General features: G+C 71.6%; 21 protein-coding genes. 7 read left to right on the forward strand and 14 right to left on the reverse strand.

Annotated elements, in window-relative coordinates; translation table 11 throughout:
• The first annotated feature begins 11 nt into the window (after window positions 1–11).
• Window positions 12–482 (forward strand): peroxiredoxin, encoded by a 471-nt coding sequence (locus ACWPQI_RS13515; RefSeq protein WP_017681433.1) that lies wholly within the window; start codon window positions 12–14, stop codon window positions 480–482.
• A gap of 3 nt (window positions 483–485) precedes the next feature.
• On the opposite strand, the gene ACWPQI_RS13520 is transcribed toward ACWPQI_RS13515, so the two are convergent.
• Window positions 486–1253 (reverse strand): dioxygenase family protein, encoded by a 768-nt coding sequence (locus ACWPQI_RS13520; RefSeq protein ID WP_010595273.1) that lies wholly within the window; start codon window positions 1251–1253, stop codon window positions 486–488.
• Window positions 1254–1370: 117 nt separating this feature from the next.
• On the opposite strand from ACWPQI_RS13520, the gene ACWPQI_RS13525 reads away from it, so the two are divergent.
• Both ACWPQI_RS13525 and ACWPQI_RS13530 read left to right on the forward strand, forming a co-directional pair.
• Window positions 1371–2429, forward strand: coding sequence for an NAD-dependent epimerase/dehydratase family protein (locus tag ACWPQI_RS13525; protein WP_162919324.1), 1059 nt, complete (start codon window positions 1371–1373; stop codon window positions 2427–2429).
• Window positions 2430–2508: 79 nt separating this feature from the next.
• Window positions 2509–3003, forward strand: a complete 495-nt coding sequence (locus ACWPQI_RS13530) for a MarR family winged helix-turn-helix transcriptional regulator (RefSeq protein WP_010595271.1) — start codon at window positions 2509–2511, stop codon at window positions 3001–3003.
• Between the two features lie 33 nt (window positions 3004–3036).
• Here ACWPQI_RS13530 and pepN read toward each other — a convergent pair whose 3' ends face one another.
• Together pepN and ACWPQI_RS13540 are read right to left on the reverse strand one after the other, a co-directional pair.
• Complete coding sequence (gene pepN, locus ACWPQI_RS13535) at window positions 3037–5526, reverse strand: aminopeptidase N (protein ID WP_017681431.1); 2490 nt, start codon at window positions 5524–5526, stop codon at window positions 3037–3039.
• A 65-nt stretch (window positions 5527–5591) separates the two neighbouring features.
• On the reverse strand, window positions 5592–5771 hold the full coding sequence (locus ACWPQI_RS13540) for a tautomerase family protein (RefSeq protein WP_010595269.1): 180 nt from the start codon (window positions 5769–5771) through the stop codon (window positions 5592–5594).
• Between the two features lie 110 nt (window positions 5772–5881).
• Here ACWPQI_RS13540 and ACWPQI_RS13545 point away from each other — a divergent pair, with 110 nt between their 5' ends.
• Window positions 5882–6031 carry a hypothetical protein gene (locus tag ACWPQI_RS13545; RefSeq protein ID WP_017681430.1) on the forward strand — a complete coding sequence of 50 codons (150 nt, stop codon included), beginning with the start codon at window positions 5882–5884 and terminating at the stop codon, window positions 6029–6031.
• A gap of 72 nt (window positions 6032–6103) precedes the next feature.
• Here the strand turns inward: ACWPQI_RS13545 and hisI are convergent, their stop codons facing one another.
• Genes hisI through hisD form a run of 11 tightly spaced genes read right to left on the reverse strand, consistent with a single transcriptional unit; the run spans window position 6104 to window position 14239 of the window.
• The gene (gene hisI / locus ACWPQI_RS13550) at window positions 6104–6451 is read right to left on the reverse strand and encodes a phosphoribosyl-AMP cyclohydrolase (RefSeq protein WP_010595268.1); all 348 of its coding nucleotides are present in this window, start codon (window positions 6449–6451) and stop codon (window positions 6104–6106) included.
• Window positions 6448–7221, reverse strand: a complete 774-nt coding sequence (hisF, locus tag ACWPQI_RS13555) for an imidazole glycerol phosphate synthase subunit HisF (RefSeq protein WP_010595267.1) — start codon at window positions 7219–7221, stop codon at window positions 6448–6450. The genes hisI and hisF overlap by 4 nt, the downstream gene beginning before the upstream one ends.
• Window positions 7218–8045, reverse strand: a complete 828-nt coding sequence (locus ACWPQI_RS13560; protein WP_010595266.1) for an inositol monophosphatase family protein — start codon at window positions 8043–8045, stop codon at window positions 7218–7220. The genes hisF and ACWPQI_RS13560 overlap by 4 nt, the downstream gene beginning before the upstream one ends.
• A 4-nt stretch (window positions 8046–8049) precedes the next feature.
• The gene (gene priA, locus ACWPQI_RS13565; protein WP_040274263.1) at window positions 8050–8784 is read right to left on the reverse strand and encodes a bifunctional 1-(5-phosphoribosyl)-5-((5-phosphoribosylamino)methylideneamino)imidazole-4-carboxamide isomerase/phosphoribosylanthranilate isomerase PriA; all 735 of its coding nucleotides are present in this window, start codon (window positions 8782–8784) and stop codon (window positions 8050–8052) included.
• Window positions 8785–8834: 50 nt separating this feature from the next.
• Complete coding sequence (locus tag ACWPQI_RS13570; RefSeq protein WP_474738378.1) at window positions 8835–9200, reverse strand: hypothetical protein; 366 nt, start codon at window positions 9198–9200, stop codon at window positions 8835–8837.
• The gene (gene hisH, locus ACWPQI_RS13575; protein ID WP_010595265.1) at window positions 9197–9832 is read right to left on the reverse strand and encodes an imidazole glycerol phosphate synthase subunit HisH; all 636 of its coding nucleotides are present in this window, start codon (window positions 9830–9832) and stop codon (window positions 9197–9199) included. The genes ACWPQI_RS13570 and hisH overlap by 4 nt, the downstream gene beginning before the upstream one ends.
• Before the next feature lie 10 nt (window positions 9833–9842).
• Window positions 9843–10982, reverse strand: a complete 1140-nt coding sequence (locus ACWPQI_RS13580) for an MFS transporter (RefSeq protein WP_010595264.1) — start codon at window positions 10980–10982, stop codon at window positions 9843–9845.
• A gap of 29 nt (window positions 10983–11011) precedes the next feature.
• Entirely contained in the window at window positions 11012–11167 is a 156-nt protein-coding gene (locus ACWPQI_RS13585; protein WP_017681426.1) for a hypothetical protein, read from the reverse strand.
• Window positions 11167–11799, reverse strand: a complete 633-nt coding sequence (gene hisB, locus ACWPQI_RS13590; RefSeq protein WP_010595263.1) for an imidazoleglycerol-phosphate dehydratase HisB — start codon at window positions 11797–11799, stop codon at window positions 11167–11169. Before hisB ends, ACWPQI_RS13585 begins: the two co-directional genes overlap by 1 nt.
• Entirely contained in the window at window positions 11796–12920 is a 1125-nt protein-coding gene (locus ACWPQI_RS13595) for a histidinol-phosphate transaminase (RefSeq protein WP_010595262.1), read from the reverse strand. The genes hisB and ACWPQI_RS13595 overlap by 4 nt, the downstream gene beginning before the upstream one ends.
• Window positions 12917–14239 carry a histidinol dehydrogenase gene (gene hisD / locus ACWPQI_RS13600; protein WP_010595261.1) on the reverse strand — a complete coding sequence of 441 codons (1323 nt, stop codon included), beginning with the start codon at window positions 14237–14239 and terminating at the stop codon, window positions 12917–12919. The genes ACWPQI_RS13595 and hisD overlap by 4 nt, the downstream gene beginning before the upstream one ends.
• Window positions 14240–14369: 130 nt before the next feature.
• Here hisD and ACWPQI_RS13605 point away from each other — a divergent pair, with 130 nt between their 5' ends.
• The 3 genes from ACWPQI_RS13605 (at window position 14370) to ACWPQI_RS13615 (ending at window position 17118) form a co-directional block, all read left to right on the forward strand.
• Window positions 14370–14753 (forward strand): helix-turn-helix domain-containing protein, encoded by a 384-nt coding sequence (locus tag ACWPQI_RS13605; RefSeq protein WP_010595260.1) that lies wholly within the window; start codon window positions 14370–14372, stop codon window positions 14751–14753.
• 175 nt (window positions 14754–14928) lie between these two features.
• Complete coding sequence (locus tag ACWPQI_RS13610; protein WP_017681423.1) at window positions 14929–16617, forward strand: PHA/PHB synthase family protein; 1689 nt, start codon at window positions 14929–14931, stop codon at window positions 16615–16617.
• Between the two features lie 84 nt (window positions 16618–16701).
• Window positions 16702–17118, forward strand: coding sequence for a hypothetical protein (locus ACWPQI_RS13615; RefSeq protein ID WP_010595257.1), 417 nt, complete (start codon window positions 16702–16704; stop codon window positions 17116–17118).
• Window positions 17119–17195: the final 77 nt, after the last annotated feature.

The raw sequence follows: 17195 nt of genomic DNA on the forward strand, positions 1-17195 counted from the left end.
CGTCACCGGACATGAGAGCCGGTGATACCGCCCCCGACTTCACGGCGAACGACCAGGACGGGCGTCCGCGGACCCTGTCCGCGCTGCTGGCGGACGGGCCGGTGGTGCTGTTCTTCTATCCGGCCGCGTTCACCCCCGTGTGCACGGCGGAGGCGTGCCACTTCCGGGATCTGGCGGCCGAGTTCGCGGCCGTCGGCGCGACCCGGATCGGTATCAGCACCGACCCGGTGGACCGGCTGGGCGCATGGTCGACACGCCAGTCGTTCGACTTTCCGCTGCTGTCCGACCCGGACGGCGAGGTGGCGGCCCGGTTCGGGGTGCGCCGGGGGCTGCTCGCCCGGCTGTCGCCGGTCAAGCGGACCACGTTCGTGCTGGACACCGACCGCACCGTGCTCGAGGTGATCGCCAGCGAGGTGCGCCCCGACGTGCACGCGGACCGCGCCCTCGCGGCGCTGCGGGCGCGGCGCGCGGCCCGGGACTGACGGTCAGTCCACCTGGACGGAGCGCTTCGCCAATCCCATCCAGAACCCGTCGATCACCTGCCGGGGCGCCCGCTCCGGGTCGCTCGACGCGCCGAGGGTGACGAACAGCGGGGCGAAGTGCTCGATCGTCGGGTGGGCGTACGGCATGCCGGGCGCCCGGGTGCGGAAGTCGAGCAGACCGTCGACGTCGCCGGCGGCGAGCCGCTCGGCGGCCCATGCGTCGAACTCGGCGGACCAGCCCGGCGCGGCGGCCTCGGGACGCGGGTCGCGCAGGAACGGCAGACCGTGGGTGGTGAAGCCGGAGCCGACGACGAGCACACCCTGCTCCCGGAGGGGCCGCAGCCGCGCGCCGAGCGCGAGCAGCCGCGCCGGCTCGAGGGTGGGCAGGGAGATCTGCAGGACCGGGATGTCCGCGTCCGGGTACATGACGGTAAGCGGCACGTACGCGCCGTGGTCGAGACCGCGGTGCGGCTGCTGCACGACGGGTTCGCCGTCGGGCATGAGCGCGGCCACCGTGCGGGCGAGGTCGGGGGCACCGGGCGCCGGGTAGGTGACCTCGTAGAAGCGGCGGGGGAACCCGCCGAAGTCGTACACGAGCGGGGTACCGGTGGTGGTGGCACCGATCGTCAGCGGCGCGGACTCCCAGTGCGCGGAGACCACGAGGATCGCGGTGGGGGTCGGCAGGTCGGCGGCCCAGCGCTGCAGCTGCGCCACCCACGTCGCGCTGTCGACCAGGGGCGGCGCACCGTGACTGAGGAACAGGGCGGGCATGAGACTCACACGAACTCCTAATATTGAAGCTTCAACAATACTACCCGAGGCCGCGCCGGAGCCTCCGGAACGTTCCCGGCGGGGATGGATCGGCGACGGCGCGGGTATCCCCCGCCCATGACCGGAACACAGGGCCTGAAAGTGGTCGTCACGGGCGCGACCGGAAACGTGGGCACCAGCGTCACGGCGGCACTCGCCGCCCGGGAGACCATCGGATCGGTGATCGGCATCGCCCGCCGCCCCACCGACTGGCGCTGCCCCAAGACCGACTTCGTCGTCGCCGACGTCGCCCGCGACGACCTGCACGAGCTGCTGCGGGGTGCCGACGCGGTCGTTCACCTGGCCTGGCTCTTCCAGCCCACCCACAAACCCGAGGTCACCTGGCGCAACAATGTTCTCGGATCGATCCGGGTGTTCGAGACCGCCGCCGCGGCGGGCGTCCCCGCCGTGGTGCACGCCTCGTCGGTCGGCGCCTACTCGCCGGGACCCCAGCACGAGCGGATCGACGAGCGCTGGCCCACCCACGGCTGGCCCGGCGCCGCATACCCGCGGGAGAAGGCGTACCTCGAACGCTGGCTCGACGCGTTCGAACTGCGGCACCCCGACCTCCGGGTGGTCCGGATGCGGCCCGGGTTCATCTTCAAGCGCGAGTCCGCCACCGCCCAGCGCCGACTGTTCGCCGGACCGTTCGTCCCCGGACGCCTCGTCCGCGCCCTGCCCGTCGTCCCTCGCACCGCCGGGCTGCGGATGCAGGTACTGCACACCGAGGACGCCGCCGACGCGTACGTGCGGGCCGTGCTGCGACCGGTGCGGGGCGCCTTCAATCTCGCCGCCGAGCCCCCGGTCGACACCGAAGTCCTCGCCGAGATCCTCGGGGCCCGCACGGTGCCCGTCCCGGCCGCGGCGCTGCACGCGGCCGTCGCCGTCGCCTGGCACGCCCGGCTCGCCCCCGCCTCCCCCGGGCTGCTCGACACGGTGCTGCGGCTGCCGCTCATGGACTGCACCCGCGCCCGCACGGATCTCGAGTGGATCCCGCGGTTCTCTCCCCGGGCCACTCTCGAGGAGTTCCTGACCGGACTCCGCGACGGCGCGGGACTGCCGACGCCGCCACTGACGGCGGACAGCATGGGCGGCCGACTGCACGAGGTCGCCACCGGCATGGGACAGCGCCCCTGACCATCGGCTCCGACGGGACGCCGGCCTCCCGCACCGGCGGTCCCGATAGGGTGGACGATCGAGAAAGGACGGTGCACCAGTGGGCTCCGCGCAGATCGACGACACCGAGTGGCTGACCGCATCCCAGCAGCGGGCCTGGCGGAAACTGGTGGCACTGATCACCCGGTTGCCGGCCGCGCTCGACACGCAGCTGCAGCGAGACTCGGCGCTCACCCACTTCGACTACTCGGTCCTCGCCGAGCTGTCGGAGGCGCCCGGCCGGCGGCTGCGCCTGTCCGAGCTGGCGCAGCTGTCCAACGCGTCGCTCTCGCGGCTGTCCCACGTGGTGACCAAGCTGGAGAACGCCGGGTGGGTGCGCCGGCAGAGCGTGCCCGGCACGCGCGGCTCGTACGCGGTGCTCACCGACGCCGGCATGACCAAGCTCGTCGAAGCGGCGCCCGGTCACGTCGCGACCGTCCAGGCCCTGGTGTTCCGGGGCCTCGACGACGAACAGGTCGCCGCGCTCACCGAGCTCGGCACCGCACTGCTCGGGCAGCTCGACCGGGGCATCGCCGCCGGGACCGGCAAGGCCTGACTCCGACGACCGCCCGTCCGGCGGGACCTCCGCTCAGCCGAGCGCCTGGGCCCGCAGGTCGCGGGCCAGGTGGTCGCGCTGCTCGACCACCAGGCGCCGCAATGCCGCCGGGGCGTCGGCGTGCGCGTCGAGCCACCGGTCGCTCGGCTCGAGGGTGTCCCCGGCCGGGAACAACCCGACGACGATCCGGCGCGCCATCTCGATACTGCGCTCGGACCACACCGTGCGGATCGCGGCGAAGTAGTCGTCGTCGAACGGGGCGATCAGTTCCCGGTGCGCCCCGGCCCGGAACCCGGCGATGGTGGCGTCGAGGTGCTCGTTCGACAGCGCCGTGTCGGTGAGGATCGCGGTCCACGCCTGTTCCTTGACCGCGGCGAGTGGTCGCGCGGCCAGGGCGCGCAGCCGAGCGGTCCGTCCGGAACCGGTGTCGTCGCGGGCGAGTTCCCCGTCGAGATCGGCGGGTTCCGCGTGCCCGGTGGCCGCCAGGGCGGTCCACAGCTGCCAGCGCAGATCCGGATCCGACCGCAGCCCCTGCGGTGCCTTCCCGGTCCCGTCGAGCATCGCCCGCAGCTCCGCGGCGCGGGTGTCGTCGACGGTGGCGGCCGTCGCGACCGCGCGGGCCCAGGCGAGTTGCCCGTCCGACCCCGGCTCGGCGGTGAACGTCGCCGTCCAGGCCGCTTCCAGCCAGAGGCGGCGCTGCTCGGGCCGGCTCGTCATCGGTAGGTAGTGCTCGATCGCATAGGACGCGTTCGCCGTCAGCGCGGTCAGCAGGGCCGGATTCGATTCGGACACCGCGAACCTGCGGACCGCGGCCAGGTACCGCGCCGCGCTCAGCTCCCCGTCACGGGTGGCGTTCCACAGCGCCGACCAGATCAATCCCCGCGCCAGCGGGTCGGCGACGCGGTCGAGCGAATGCTCCACCGTCTCGAGCGAGCGTGGATCGAGCCGGACCTTGGCGTAGGTCAGGTCGGCGTCGTTGAGCAGGATCAGCGGCGCGGGCGCGCACTCGATCGGGGTGCGTTCGGCCTCGAGGTCGACCTCGACGCGGCGCCGGCAGACCAGGTCGCCGTGCTCGTCGAAGTCGTAGTGCCCGACGGCCAGCCGGTGGGGTCGCGCCGGCCGCTGGACGATCGCGGACCGCCCCTCCCCCGCGTCCTCGAGCGTCAGGGTCGACACACCGCTGGTCTGCAACCAGGCGCGCGCCCAGCCCGACAGGTCCCGCCCCGACGTCGCCGACAGCTCGGCGAGCAGATCCGCGAGAGTGGTGTTCCCGAAGGCGTGCCTGCGGAAGTAGCGCCGCGCGCCCTCGAAGAAGGCGTCCCGCCCGACGAAGGCGACGAGCTGCTTGAGGACGCTCGCGCCCTTCGCATACGTGATGCCGTCGAAGTTGAGTTTGGCGGCCTCGAGGTCGCCGATGTCGGCGACGATCGGGTGGGTCGTCGGCAACTGGTCCTGCAGGTAGGCCCATGCCTTGCGCCGGTTCGCGAAGGCGACCCACGCGTCGGTGAACTCGGTGGCCTCGGCGCTGACCAGCGCGCCCATGTAGTCGGCGAAGGACTCCTTGAGCCACAGGTCGTCCCACCACGTCATGGTGACGAGGTCGCCGAACCACATGTGGGCCATCTCGTGCAGGATCGTGTTCGCGCGGGCCTGGTACTGCGCGGTGGTGGCGGCGCCGCGGAACACATACGCCTCGGTGAAGGTGACGCACCCCGGATTCTCCATCGCACCCAGGTTGTACTCGGGCACGAACACCTGGTCGTACTTGCCGAACGGGTAGGGATAGCCGAAATGGTCGGCGTAGAAGTCCATCCCCTGCCGGGTCACCGCGAAGACCGCGTCGGCGTCGAGGTACTGCGCCAGCGAGGCGCGGCACAACACGGCCAGGGGAACGGCGAGTTCGTCCCGGCCCCAAGAGGATTCGGCGCGGTGGTACGGTCCCGCCACGACGGCGGTGATGTAGGTGGAGATCGGCAGTGTCGGCGCGAACTTCACCGTCTGGGCGTCGCCGAGCGACTCTCGTTCGGCGACATGCTGATTGGACAGCACCTGCCAGCCCGCCGGGGCGGACACGACGAAGGTGAACGGCGCCTTCATGTCCGGCTGTTCGAAGCACGCGAACACGCGTCGCGCGTCCGCGGGTTCGTACTGCGTGTACAGGTAGGTCCGGCCGTCGGCGGGATCGAGGTACCGGTGCAGACCCTCGCCGGACCTGCTGTAGCTTGCGGTGGCGACGACGGTGACGACGTTGTGCGCGCGCAGGCCGCTCAGCCCGATGCGCGCGCCGTCGTACCGGACGGGCACCGCGGCGCCGTTGAGCACGACCGACTCCACGGCGGGGCCGAGGAAGTCGAGCCACGTCGCGTCCGCAGTCGCGGAGAACTCGACCGTCGTCGTGGTCGTGAAGCCGGGGTTCCCGGCGTCCGGGGCGCCGCGCAGGTCGAGCTCGACGTGGTAGCTGCGGACCGACACGGCCCGGGAACGCTCGGCGGTTTCGGCTCGGGTCAGGTTCGCGGACTCCATACGGCGATCCTGCCAGGATCCGCCGGCCGGGACCGTCGGCCGGCGCGCGTCGCGGGCGGTGCGCTCTACCCGAGCGGGACACCTCCGACTCCCCACTGCTCCCGCGGCACCTCGGTGATGGTCACCCACACCGACTTCGCATCCTTGCCCGTCGCCTCCGCGTAGGCCTTGGTCACCGCCTCGATGGTGGCGCGCTTCTGCTCGACGGTGAGACCGGGGGTCTGGCTGATCTGGATGAGAGGCATGGGTGCATTGTGCCGCACCGCCGGTCGACGAGGCGTAACGAAACAATCCGGTCGGTCGATTTCCCCTCGGACACCGTCCTCGTCATGCATCACCTCTCGGAAGGATCAGCATGGGATCGTCGGAACTGTTCACCGAGTTCGTCGGCTGGGCCGCGGAAGGCTTCCTCACGGGGGATCCGATCCGGTCGGCCATCGGCACCGTCGTGTTCCTCGGACTCGGCCTGTGGAGCCTGCTCACCGGCGCGCCGATCGTCATCTGACGGCCGCTCCGCGGCCGGTGTGTCCTTTGGGCTGCTGGAGCAGCCCAAAGGACACACCGGCGCCGGAGGCGCCTATTCGGCGGCGAGCAGGACGTCCGCGTCGAAGCACGTGTGGGTGCCGGTGTGGCACGCGGCCCCGACCTGGTCGACGACGAGCAACACCGTGTCGCCGTCGCAGTCGAGCCGCACCTCGTGCACGTGCTGGGTGTGGCCGGAGGTCTCGCCCTTGACCCAGTACTGTCCGCGTGAACGCGAGAAGTACGTCGCCGTGCGGGTCTCGAGGGTCCGCGCGAGCGCCTCGTCGTCCATCCATGCCATCATCAGCACCTCGCCGGTGGCGCGTTCCTGCGCGACGGCGGCGAACAGCCCCGCCTCGTTGCGCTTGAGCCGCGCCGCGATCGCCGGATCCAGCCTGTTCATCGCACCTCGATCCCCTCTGCGCGCATCGCCGCCTTCACCTGCGGGATGGTGAGCTCCCCGAAATGGAACACGCTGGCCGCGAGCACCGCGTCGGCGCCGGCGTGCACGGCCGGCGCGAAGTGCTCCACCGCTCCGGCGCCGCCGCTGGCGATCACCGGCACGTGGACCGCGGCGCGCACCGCCTGGATCATCGGCAGGTCGAATCCGGACTTGGTGCCGTCGGCGTCCATCGAGTTCAGCAGGATCTCCCCCACCCCGAGTTCCGCGCCGCGGCGGGCCCATTCGACGGCGTCGATGCCGGTGCCCCGACGACCGCCGTGCGTGGTGACCTCCCAGCCCGACGGGGTGTCGTCCTCGCCGTCGGGCACGGTGCGGGCGTCGACGGACAGCACGATGCACTGCGAGCCGAACCGCTCGGACATCTCGCGCAGCACCTCGGGGCGGGCGATGGCAGCGGTGTTGATGCTGACCTTGTCCGCGCCGGCCCGCAGCAGCCGATCCACGTCCTCGACGGTGCGCACACCGCCGCCCACCGTCAACGGGATGAACACCTGTTCGGCCGTGCGGCTGACCACGTCGAGCATGGTGCCGCGATCGCCGCTGGACGCGGTGACGTCGAGGAAGGTCAACTCGTCCGCGCCCTGCAGGTCGTACGCAGCGGCGAGCTCGACGGGATCACCGGCGTCGCGCAGGTTCTCGAAGTTCACCCCCTTGACGACGCGGCCGGCGTCGACGTCCAGACACGGGATCACCCGCACTGCCAGGGTCATGTAATTCGGTCCTCCTCGGGGACGGGACCGGCGAGCGATCCCACGATGTCGAGTATCTCCTCGTGCACACCCGGCGCTCCGGCGACCACCGAACCGGATCCGATGCGCCAGGGCTCGCCGGCGAAGTCGGTGGCGCGGCCACCGGCTGCCCGGACCAGAGCGACACCGGCGGCGTTGTCCCACGGGTGGTGCCCGAAGACGACGGCCGCGCCGAGCACGCCGGCCGCCGTGTACGCCAGGTCCACTCCGGTCGAACCGTGCATGCGCAGGCGGGAGACCCGGCGGCTGAGCTCGGTGATGACATCGAGACGGCGTCGGCCCGGGATGCGCCCGCGGCTGTCGATGTCGAAGCTGCCCACACCGACCATCACCTCCCCGAGAGCCGCCGGCTGCAGCGGCGGCTGGGGACGGCCGTTGCGCAGCAGCGGCCCGCCGGCGGTGGCCGCGAACCGGTCTCCGACGAACGGCAACCAGGTCAGTCCGAGGACCGGGTCGCCGTCCCGGACGAGCGCGAGCAGGATCCCCGCCGTGGGGAGCCCGGCCGAGTAGTTGACGGTGCCGTCGATGGGGTCGAGCAGCCATACCGTGCCCGAATCGGCTTCGGGACCGCCGAACTCCTCACCGTGCACGGAGATGCCGGTGCGCCGCTCGAGTTCGGAGGAGATGCTCCGTTCGAGCTCGAGGTCGAGGTCGGTGGCGAAGTCGTTGGGGCCCTTGTCCACCGAGCGCGGCGCCCCGCGACCGGCGACGAAACGTTCCGACGCGACGTCGAGCACCTCGCCGGCGACGGCGAGCAGGCTGGACAGGTCGGCGGGCGTGGTCATCGGATCAGCGCGAGACCGCGTCGAGTGCCTCGGTGAGCGTGAACCGACCGGCGTACAGCGCCTTGCCGACGATGGCACCCTCGACGCCCCGGTCGACGAGACCGGCGATCGCCCGCAGGTCGTCGAGGGCGGACACGCCGCCGGAGGCGACGACGGGAGCGTCGGTGGCGGCGCAGACCTGGGCGAGCAGATCGAGGTTGGGGCCGGTGAGGGTGCCGTCCTTGGTGACGTCGGTGACGACGTACCGGCTACAACCGTCGCGGTCGAGCCGCGCGAGGACCTCCCACAGGTCGCCGCCGTCGGAAACCCAGCCGCGGCCGCGCAGACGCCACTGTCCGTCGATGAGCTTGACGTCGAGTCCGACGGCGATGCGGTCGCCGTACTCGGCGATGGCGCGGGCGCACCAGTCGGGATCCTCGATAGCGGCGGTGCCGAGGTTGACACGGGCGCACCCGGTGGCCAGCGCCGCTTCGAGGGACTCGTCGTCGCGGATACCGCCCGACAGTTCGACCTTCACATCGAGCTCGCCGACGACGTCGGCGAGGAGCTCGCGGTTGGAGCCACGCCCGAAGGCGGCGTCGAGATCGACGAGGTGCACCCATTCGGCGCCGGCGTTCTGCCATTCGAGGGCGGCATCGCGCGGAGAGCCGTAGCTGGTCTCGCTGCCCGCCTCTCCCTGGACGAGGCGAACTGCTTCACCGTTGGAGACATCGACTGCAGGCAAAAGGACCAGGCTCACTGCGCCCATGCTAGCGGGTCGCGGCGGCCGCCGAGCACCGGCCCCGACGGTCAAACGTCCCCGTCGCGGCGCGGCACATCGTTACCGTCGCGGCGCGGCACATCGTCCCCGTCGCGGCGCGGCACATCGTTACCGTCGCGGCGCGGCACATCGTTACCGTCGCGGCGCGGCACATCGTTACCGTCGCGGCCGAAGGCGCGGCGCGTCATCCGTGTCGAGACGACGCCCATCGCGCCGATCGCGCCGGCCACGCCGGCGAGGGCGACGATCAACGCGACGACGGGCCCCGGTTGCAGCACCACGATCACGCCGGTGGCGAGCAGGAGCACGCCCGTGGCGGCACCCATCGCGGTCAGGGCCAGCCGGCCGAGCGAGAAGCCCGGCCGGGCCGGGTCGTCGCCCGCGCCGCGGTTCACAAACTGCCGACCCAGTTGCGCAGCAGTTCGGCCCCGGCGTCACCGGACTTCTCGGGATGGAACTGCGTCGCCGACAGCGGGCCGTTCTCGACCGCGGCGAGGAACCGCACGCCGTGCTCGGCCCAGGTCAGTGCGGGCGGAGCGATGAGCTCCGACGGCGGCAGCTCCCACGTCTGCGCGGCGTAGGAGTGCACGAAGTAGAACCGGGTGTCGGGGTCCATGCCCGCGAACAGCACGCTGTTGTCGGGGGCGTCGACGGTGTTCCACCCCATGTGCGGCAGTACCGGCGCATCGAGGCGTTCGACGGTGCCGGGCCATTCGCCGCAGCCGTCGGTCTCGACCCCGAATTCCACACCCTTGTCGAAGAGGATCTGCATGCCGACGCAGATGCCGAGCACGGGACGGCCGCCGGCGAGCCGCTGGCCGATGATGCGGTCCCCGCGCACCGCCTTCAGTCCCGCCATGCACGCCGCGAACGCGCCGACACCGGGCACGACCAGGCCGTCGGCGGCGAGCGCGACCTGCGGGTCGGCGGTCACCTCCACCTGCACGCCGGTGCGCGCCACCGCGCGCGTCGCCGAATGCAGATTGCCGGAGCCGTAGTCGAGGACGGCGACCTTGGTTGCGCTCATGGCCTCGATTCTATGGGGCCGCGCCGCGCCGCTCCGACGGCCCGGCGATCCGCGCGAGCAGCGGCAGGAGCGGCACGAGCAGCGCGACGGTGGCGAAGGCGGCGGGATAGCCTGCGACGGTGGCGATCCCGCCGAGCAGCAGGGATCCGGCCCCGGTGCCCGCGTCGAAGCCGATGTTCCAGGCGGCGCTCGCGGCGCCGATGTGGGCGGGTCCGGCGCGACGGAACGCCAGCATCAGCGCGTCGTTCTGGACGATCCCGAAACCGAGACCGAATACCACGGCCGCACCGAGCAGTACCGCCGCGCCACCGCGCTCGTCCGCGGCGAGCGCGAACGGCACCATCGCCACGGCGACCAGACCGAGCCCGGCCGGCAGGAGCCGGCCCGCGCCGATCCGGTCCGCGACCGCGCCGGCACCGTAGCGGCCGACGAGGGTGGACGCGCTGATCAGCGCCAACGCGACCGCCACGTACCCGGAGGCCGCGGGTACGGCGATCGCCAGCAGCGAGGTGAGGCCACCGTAGGCGACAGCGCCGGCGGCGATCGCCACCGCCGGCAGGGCCAGTGCGCCGAGCGGCATGCGGCTTCCGGCCGCGCCGGGGCGGCGGGCGACCACTCGCGGCAGGCGCGCTATCGCGACGAGCGCGAACGTGGGCACCGCTGCGCCGAGCACGAACACGGGCACGGTGGAGGCCCGCTCGGCGACGGCCAGGCCGAGCGGCAGGCCGACCATCTGCGCCGCGGCGATGGCGATGCCCTGTGCCCCGGTGGCGCGACCGAGCAGCCGGGCGGGGGCGAGTTCGGCCACGAGCGCGGCGCTGGCCACGGTGATCATGCCGAAGCCGATGCCGCGCACCGCGGAGGTCGGCAGCACCACGGCCGGATGCAGTGACAGCAGGAGCAGCAGCGACGGCACGCCGAGGAGCAGGCATCCGGCGGCGAGCACGGTGCGGTAGCCGCGGGCCCGGACCAGGCGCGGGACGGCCGGCTGGGTGAGCACGGTCGCGGCCATGAACACTGCCGTCACCGCGCCGGCGAGGGTGCCGCTGCCGCCGGCGTCGGCGACGGCCTGCGGCACCACGGGCAGCAGCAGGGAGAAGCCGGCGAACGCGCCCGCCGCCATCGCCCAGGCGGCGGGCAGGCCCGGCACCCCGATCAGGCCGGGCCGATCCGAGGGGGTCAGAGCAGCCTCAGCACGCCGGCGATCGCGGCAAGCAGGGTCAGCGCCAGCAGCACTCCGGCGAAGAGGTTGTTCCCGGCCCGCCACATCGACCAGGTGCCGCCTGCGGCGAGGCCGGCCACCATGAACAGGCCGTAGGTCAGGACGACGTCCACTACAGGGTGCCCTTGGTCGACGGCACGCCGCTGACCCGGGGATCCGGCTCGACGGCCTGGCGCAACGCTCGCGCGACGGCCTTGAATTCGGCCTCGGTGATGTGGTGCTGGTCGCGGCCGTAGAGCACGCGGACGTGCAGGGCGATGCGGGCGTGGAAGGCCAGGGATTCGAACACGTGCTTGTTGATCACGGTCGAGTACGGCACGCCGGGGTAACCGCCGATCACCGAGTGCACCATGTAGTCCGGTTCGCCGGTGTGCACGCAGTAGGGACGGCCGGAGACGTCCACCGCCGCGTGCGCGAGGGTCTCGTCCATCGGGATGAAGGCGTCCCCGAAGCGGCGGATGCCGCGCTTGTCCCCGAGCGCCTGGTTCAGCGCCTGGCCGAGGACTATGGCGGTGTCCTCGACGGTGTGGTGCGCCTCGATCTCGATGTCGCCCTGCGCGCGCACGGTCAGGTCGAAGCTGGCGTGCTGACCGAGTGCGGTGAGCATGTGGTCGTAGAACGGGACACCGGTGGCGATGTCGGTGCGGCCGGTGCCGTCGAGGTTCAGCTCGACGACGATGGACGACTCCTTGGTGGTCCGTTCGATCCGCGCGGTGCGCGGGGTGGGGGTGGTCTGCTCGCTCATCGCGCGTCCTCGATCTCGGTGGCGGCGAGCTTTTCGCTCACCCGTAGCAGTTCGTCGTTCTCGTGGGGCAGGCCGACGGTGGTGCGCAGGAACCCGGGGATGCCGACGTCCCGGATCAGCACTCCCTCGTCGAGGTAGCGGCGCCAGGTGGCGGCGGCGTCGGCGAAGCGGCCGAACAGGACGAAATTCGCATCCGAAGGCACCACGTGGTAGCCGAATCGGGTCAGCTCGGTCACGATGCGGTCGCGTTCGGCGCACAGCCGCGCGACCGAGCCGAGAGTCTCGTCGGCGTGGCGCAGCGCGGCGCGGGCGGCGGCCTGGGTGAGCACCGACAGGTGGTAGGGCAGCCGCACGAGCAGCAGCGCTTCGACGACGGCGGGCGCGGCGGCGAGGTAACCGAGCCGGCCACCGGCGAACGCGAACGCCTTGCTCATGGTGCGCGAGACGATCACCTTGGCCGGGTACTCGTCGATCAGGGCGAGCGCGCTGGGGGCGGCGGAGAACTCGGCGTAGGCCTCGTCGACGATCACGATGCCGGGGGCGGCCGCGCAGATCGCGCGCAGCTCGTCCAGCGGGATGCTGTGTCCGGTCGGGTTGTTGGGGCTGGTGACGAAGACCACGTCGGGGCGCTGCACCCGGATGGCGGCGACCGACGAGTCGACGTCGAGGGTGAAGTCCTCGCCCCGGTACGTGGGCAACCACTCGGTCTGGGTGCCGTCGGCGATGATCGGGTGCATCGAGTAGGACGGCACGAACCCCATCGCGGAGCGGCCCGGGCCGCCGAAGGCCTGCAGGATCTGCTGCAGGATCTCGTTGGATCCGTTGGCGGCCCAGACGTTCTCGACGCTCACGGCGACCCCGGTCTGCCGCGTGAGGTAGGCGGCCAGGTCGGTGCGCAGCGCGACGGCGTCACGGTCGGGGTAGCGGTGCAGCTGCGCGGCAGCCTCGCGCACCGACTCGGCGACGTCGTCGATCAGCGCCTGCGTCGGCGGGTGCGGGTTCTCGTTGGTGTTCAGCTGCACCGGCACCGTCAGCTGCGGCGCACCGTAGGCGGACTTGCCGCGCAGGTTCTCCCGCAGTGGCAGGTCGTCGACGGTGATACCGGATCCCGGCGTGCTCACTGCTGGTCCTCGAAGCGCAGCCGTACCGCCTCGCCGTGGGCGGGCAGATCCTCGGCGGTGGCGAGGGTGATCACGTGTCCCGCGACGTCCTCGAGCGCCTCCCGGGTGTACTCGACGACGTGGATGCCCCGCAGGAACGTCTGCACGCTCAGGCCGGACTGGTGCCGGGCGCAGCCGGCGGTGGGCAGCACGTGGTTCGAGCCGGCGCAGTAGTCGCCGAGGCTGACCGGCGCCCAGGGACCGACGAAGATCGCGCCCGCAGCCCGCACCCGCGCCGCGACCGCGGACGCGTTCTCGGTCTGGATCTCGAGGTGTTCGGCGGCGTAGGCGTTCACGACCTGCAGACCCTGGTCGACATCGTCGACGAGGACGATCCCGGACTGGCTGCCCGACAACGCGGTCCGTACACGTTCGCGGTGCTTGGTGCGCTCGAGCTGGGCGTCGACGGCGGCGTCGACGGCGTCGGCGAGGTCGGCGCTGGTGGTGACGAGCACCGACGCCGCCATGACGTCGTGCTCGGCCTGGCTGATCATGTCGGCGGCGACGTGCACCGGGTCGGCGGTGTGGTCGGCCAGGATGGCGATCTCGGTGGGGCCGGCCTCGGCGTCGATGCCGACCACGGCGCGGCACAGGCGCTTGGCGGCGGTGACGTAGATGTTGCCCGGGCCGGTGATCATGTCCACGGGCGCCAGTTCGGCACCCTCGGTGTCGGTGCCGCCGTAGCTGAGCAGCGCCACGGCCTGGGCCCCGCCGACGGCCCACACCTCGTCGACGTCGAGCAGGGCGGCAGCGGCGAGGATCGTCGGGTGCGGCAGGCCCCCGAAGTTCGCCTGCGGCGGGGAGGCGACGACGAGCGACTCGACACCGGCGGCCTGGGCGGGCACGACGTTCATCACGACCGACGAGGGGTAGACGGCGTTGCCGCCGGGCACGTACAGCCCCACCCGCTCGACCGGCACCCAGCGTTCGGTGACGGTGCCGCCGGGCACGACCTCGGTGACGGTGTCGGTCCGGCGCTGGTCCTGGTGCACCGTGCGGGTGCGTTCGATCGCCACGACCAGCGCCGAACGCACGGCGGGATCGAGTTCGTCGAGCGCCCGGTCGAGTTCGGCCCTCGGAACCCGCACGCGGTCGGGACGGACCCCGTCGAACTTCTCGCTGTAGTCGAGGGCCGCGACGGCGCCTCGGTCGCGTACGTCCTCGACGACGGGCCGCACCTGATGCAGCACCGCGTCCACATCCACTCCGCCGCGGGGCAGCGCGCCCCTCAGCTCCGCAGTGGTGGGGGTTCGACCGCGCAGGTCGGTGCGGGCAAGCATGAGGTGTCCTCTCTCGCGAACGGGGGTCCGTTCCATTATCCGTGATGGCGGCGATCACCCTCGACGGCAGTCCCCGAACGCGCCGTCGGCGCGCTCCGGTGCGAGGGGCAGCCGGACCTATGCTGACCCCATGGAGGACGATGCGTCGCGCCCCCCGACGTTGGGGGAGCTGATCCGCCGGCAACGTGAGCTCGCCGAGTTGCCCATGCGGCAGCTGGCCGCGATGGTGGGGATCTCGAACCCGTACCTGTCGCAGATCGAACGGAACCTGCGCGCACCGAGCGAGCGCGTGCTGCAGGCGATCGCCGAGCAGCTGCATCTGTCGGCCGACGCGCTGACGGCGGAGGTGGGCCGGCCGGACCCGGGTGAGTCGGCGGTGGTCCGCGCGATCCACGAGGATCCGGACCTGACCAACGCGCAGCGGCGGTCGCTGGTGGAGATGTACGAGGCGTTCCGGGAGGTGACGGTGGGTAAGCGTCGTCGTGGCGCGCGCCCCGACGACGGCACAGAGTGAGGAAGTTCACATCGCACCCGCCAATGTGAGCCTTCCTCATGTTTCGGCTGGTGAGGGGCCCGTCCCGGACCATGCCCGGGACGTGCAGCTCGCATGTACCTCGCGGTAAGATGCGCGGCTCGGCACGCGGTGTCACCCTCGGGACACACCCCTCTTCCTCGTCTGGAGATGTCCCTTGCTCGACCACGTGCACAAGAAGTTGAAGTCGACCCTGGACCCGATCGGCTGGGGTCCCGCAGTGACGTCGGTGGCCGGACGCGCGGTCCGCAACCCTCAGGCCGTCACCGCCGCGACGGCGGAGTACGCGGGCCGGCTGGCGAAGATCCCGGCCGCGGCCACCCGCGTGTTCAACGCGAACGATCCCGACGCACCGATGCCGGTCGACCCGCGGGACCGCCGCTTCTCCGACACCGCGTGGCAGGAGAACCCCGCGTACTTCTCGCTCCTGCAGAGCTACCTGGCCACGCGGGCCTACGTCGAGGAACTCACCGAGGCCGGCTCCGGCGATCCGCTGCAGGACGGTAAGGCACGCCAGTTCGCGAACCTGATGTTCGACGCGTTGGCGCCGTCGAACTTCCTGTGGAATCCCGGTGTGCTCACCCGCGCCTTCGAGACCGGCGGGGCGAGCCTGCTGCGCGGCGCCCGCTACGCCGCGCACGACATCCTCAACCGCGGCGGCCTGCCGTTGAAGGTGGATTCGGACGCGTTCACCGTCGGCGAGAACCTCGCGGCCACACCCGGCAAGGTGGTCTTCCGCAACGACCTGATCGAGCTGATCCAGTATGCGCCGCAGACCGAGCAGGTGCACGCGGTGCCGATCCTGGCCGCACCGCCCTGGATCAACAAGTACTACATCCTCGACCTCGCGCCCGGCCGGAGCCTCGCCGAATGGGCGGTCCAGCACGGCCGAACCGTGTTCATGATCTCGTACCGGAACCCGGACGAGTCGATGCGGCACATCACGATGGACGACTACTACGTCGACGGCATCGCCACTGCGCTGGACGTGGTCGAGGAGATCACCGGCTCGCCGAAGATCGAGGTGCTCTCCATCTGCCTCGGCGGCGCGATGGCCGCGATGGCCGCCGCGCGCGCGTTCGCCGTCGGCGACAAGCGCGTGAGCGCCTTCACGATGCTCAACACGCTGCTCGACTACAGCCAGGTCGGGGAACTGGGTCTGCTGACCGACCCGGCGACGCTGGACCTCGTCGAGTTCCGGATGCGGCAGCAGGGCTTCCTGTCCGGCAAGGAGATGGCCGGCAGCTTCGACATGATCCGCGCGAAGGACCTCGTCTTCAACTACTGGGTCTCGCGGTGGATGAAGGGCGAGAAGCCGGCGGCCTTCGACATCCTCGCGTGGAACGAGGACAGCACGAGCATGCCCGCGGAGATGCACTCGCACTACCTCCGGTCGCTCTACGGCCGCAACGAGCTCGCCGAGGGCCTCTACGTGCTCGACGGACAGCCGCTGAACCTGCACGACATCGCGTGTGACACCTATGTCGTCGGCGCGATCAACGACCACATCGTGCCCTGGACGTCGTCGTACCAGGCGGTGAACCTGCTCGGGGGCGACGTGCGCTACGTGCTCACCAACGGCGGGCACGTCGCCGGTGCGGTGAACCCCCCGGGCAAGCGGGTGTGGTTCAAGGCCGTCGGCGCGCCGGACGCCGAGTCCGGCACCCCCCTGCCCGCGGATCCGCAGGTCTGGGACGAGGCCGCCACCCGCTACGAGCACTCGTGGTGGGAGGACTGGACGGCGTGGTCGAACAAGCGCGCCGGGGAACTGGTGGCGCCGCCGGCCATGGGGAGTACCGCCCATCCCCCGCTCGAGGATGCTCCGGGTACGTACGTCTTCAGCTGAGGACTTGCCCGTTAGCAATCATCCTGCTAACCTGCTAACAGCGTCCTCCGAGGCGCTGTCGCACACTCGAACGGAAGGAACGCCATGACCACCGCCAAGACCCCGGTCGACGCCGCCGTCGCCAAGACCACCGCCGACGCCGCCAAGGCCAACGAGGCCGCTGCCAAGGCCACCGCGGACGCCACCGCCGCCGCTCAGAAGATCGCCGAGTCGGCCACCGCCGCCGCCAACCAGGCCACCGCCGAGTTCACCAAGGCCCTCGACGACAGCGCCGCCCGCCTGAGCGAGTTCAACGACAAGGTCGTCGACGCCGCCAAGCAGAGCGGCAACCTGACCGTCGACACCTACGAGCGCGCCGTGTCGAGCCTGCTCGACCTGCAGGAGAAGCTCGCCTCCGCCAGCCCCGTCGGCTGGGTCGAGGACCTCACCAAGGCGCAGGTCTCCTTCGCCCGGGAGCTGACCGCCACGGTCACCACCACCGCCCGCGATCTCCTCAAGTGATCGATTGTGCGTCTTTTCCGTCGCGATCGCGACGGAGAAGCCGTACCACTACGCCGGGCGCCGGTTCAATGAACCCC

This window comes from Rhodococcus sp. LMD (assembly GCF_056108245.1).

Bases quoted from the DNA above. Each gene is read 5' to 3' on its own strand.
- ACWPQI_RS13525 (WP_162919324.1), top strand. From the start codon at position 1,371: ATGACCGGAACACAGGGCCTGAAAGTGGTCGTCACGGGCGCGACCGGA.
- ACWPQI_RS13615 (WP_010595257.1), top strand. From the start codon at position 16,702: ATGACCACCGCCAAGACCCCGGTCGACGCCGCCGTCGCCAAGACCACC.
- ACWPQI_RS13520 (WP_010595273.1), bottom strand. From the start codon at position 1,253: ATGCCCGCCCTGTTCCTCAGTCACGGTGCGCCGCCCCTGGTCGACAGC.
- ACWPQI_RS13605 (WP_010595260.1), top strand. From the start codon at position 14,370: ATGGAGGACGATGCGTCGCGCCCCCCGACGTTGGGGGAGCTGATCCGC.
- ACWPQI_RS13540 (WP_010595269.1), bottom strand. From the start codon at position 5,771: ATGCCTCTCATCCAGATCAGCCAGACCCCCGGTCTCACCGTCGAGCAG.
- hisH (WP_010595265.1), bottom strand. From the start codon at position 9,832: ATGAGCGCAACCAAGGTCGCCGTCCTCGACTACGGCTCCGGCAATCTG.
- hisF (WP_010595267.1), bottom strand. From the start codon at position 7,221: ATGACCCTGGCAGTGCGGGTGATCCCGTGTCTGGACGTCGACGCCGGC.
- hisB (WP_010595263.1), bottom strand. From the start codon at position 11,799: ATGAGCGAGCAGACCACCCCCACCCCGCGCACCGCGCGGATCGAACGG.
- ACWPQI_RS13545 (WP_017681430.1), top strand. From the start codon at position 5,882: ATGGGATCGTCGGAACTGTTCACCGAGTTCGTCGGCTGGGCCGCGGAA.
- ACWPQI_RS13515 (WP_017681433.1), top strand. From the start codon at position 12: ATGAGAGCCGGTGATACCGCCCCCGACTTCACGGCGAACGACCAGGAC.
- ACWPQI_RS13560 (WP_010595266.1), bottom strand. From the start codon at position 8,045: ATGACCACGCCCGCCGACCTGTCCAGCCTGCTCGCCGTCGCCGGCGAG.
- hisI (WP_010595268.1), bottom strand. From the start codon at position 6,451: ATGAACAGGCTGGATCCGGCGATCGCGGCGCGGCTCAAGCGCAACGAG.
- hisD (WP_010595261.1), bottom strand. From the start codon at position 14,239: ATGCTTGCCCGCACCGACCTGCGCGGTCGAACCCCCACCACTGCGGAG.
- pepN (WP_017681431.1), bottom strand. From the start codon at position 5,526: ATGGAGTCCGCGAACCTGACCCGAGCCGAAACCGCCGAGCGTTCCCGG.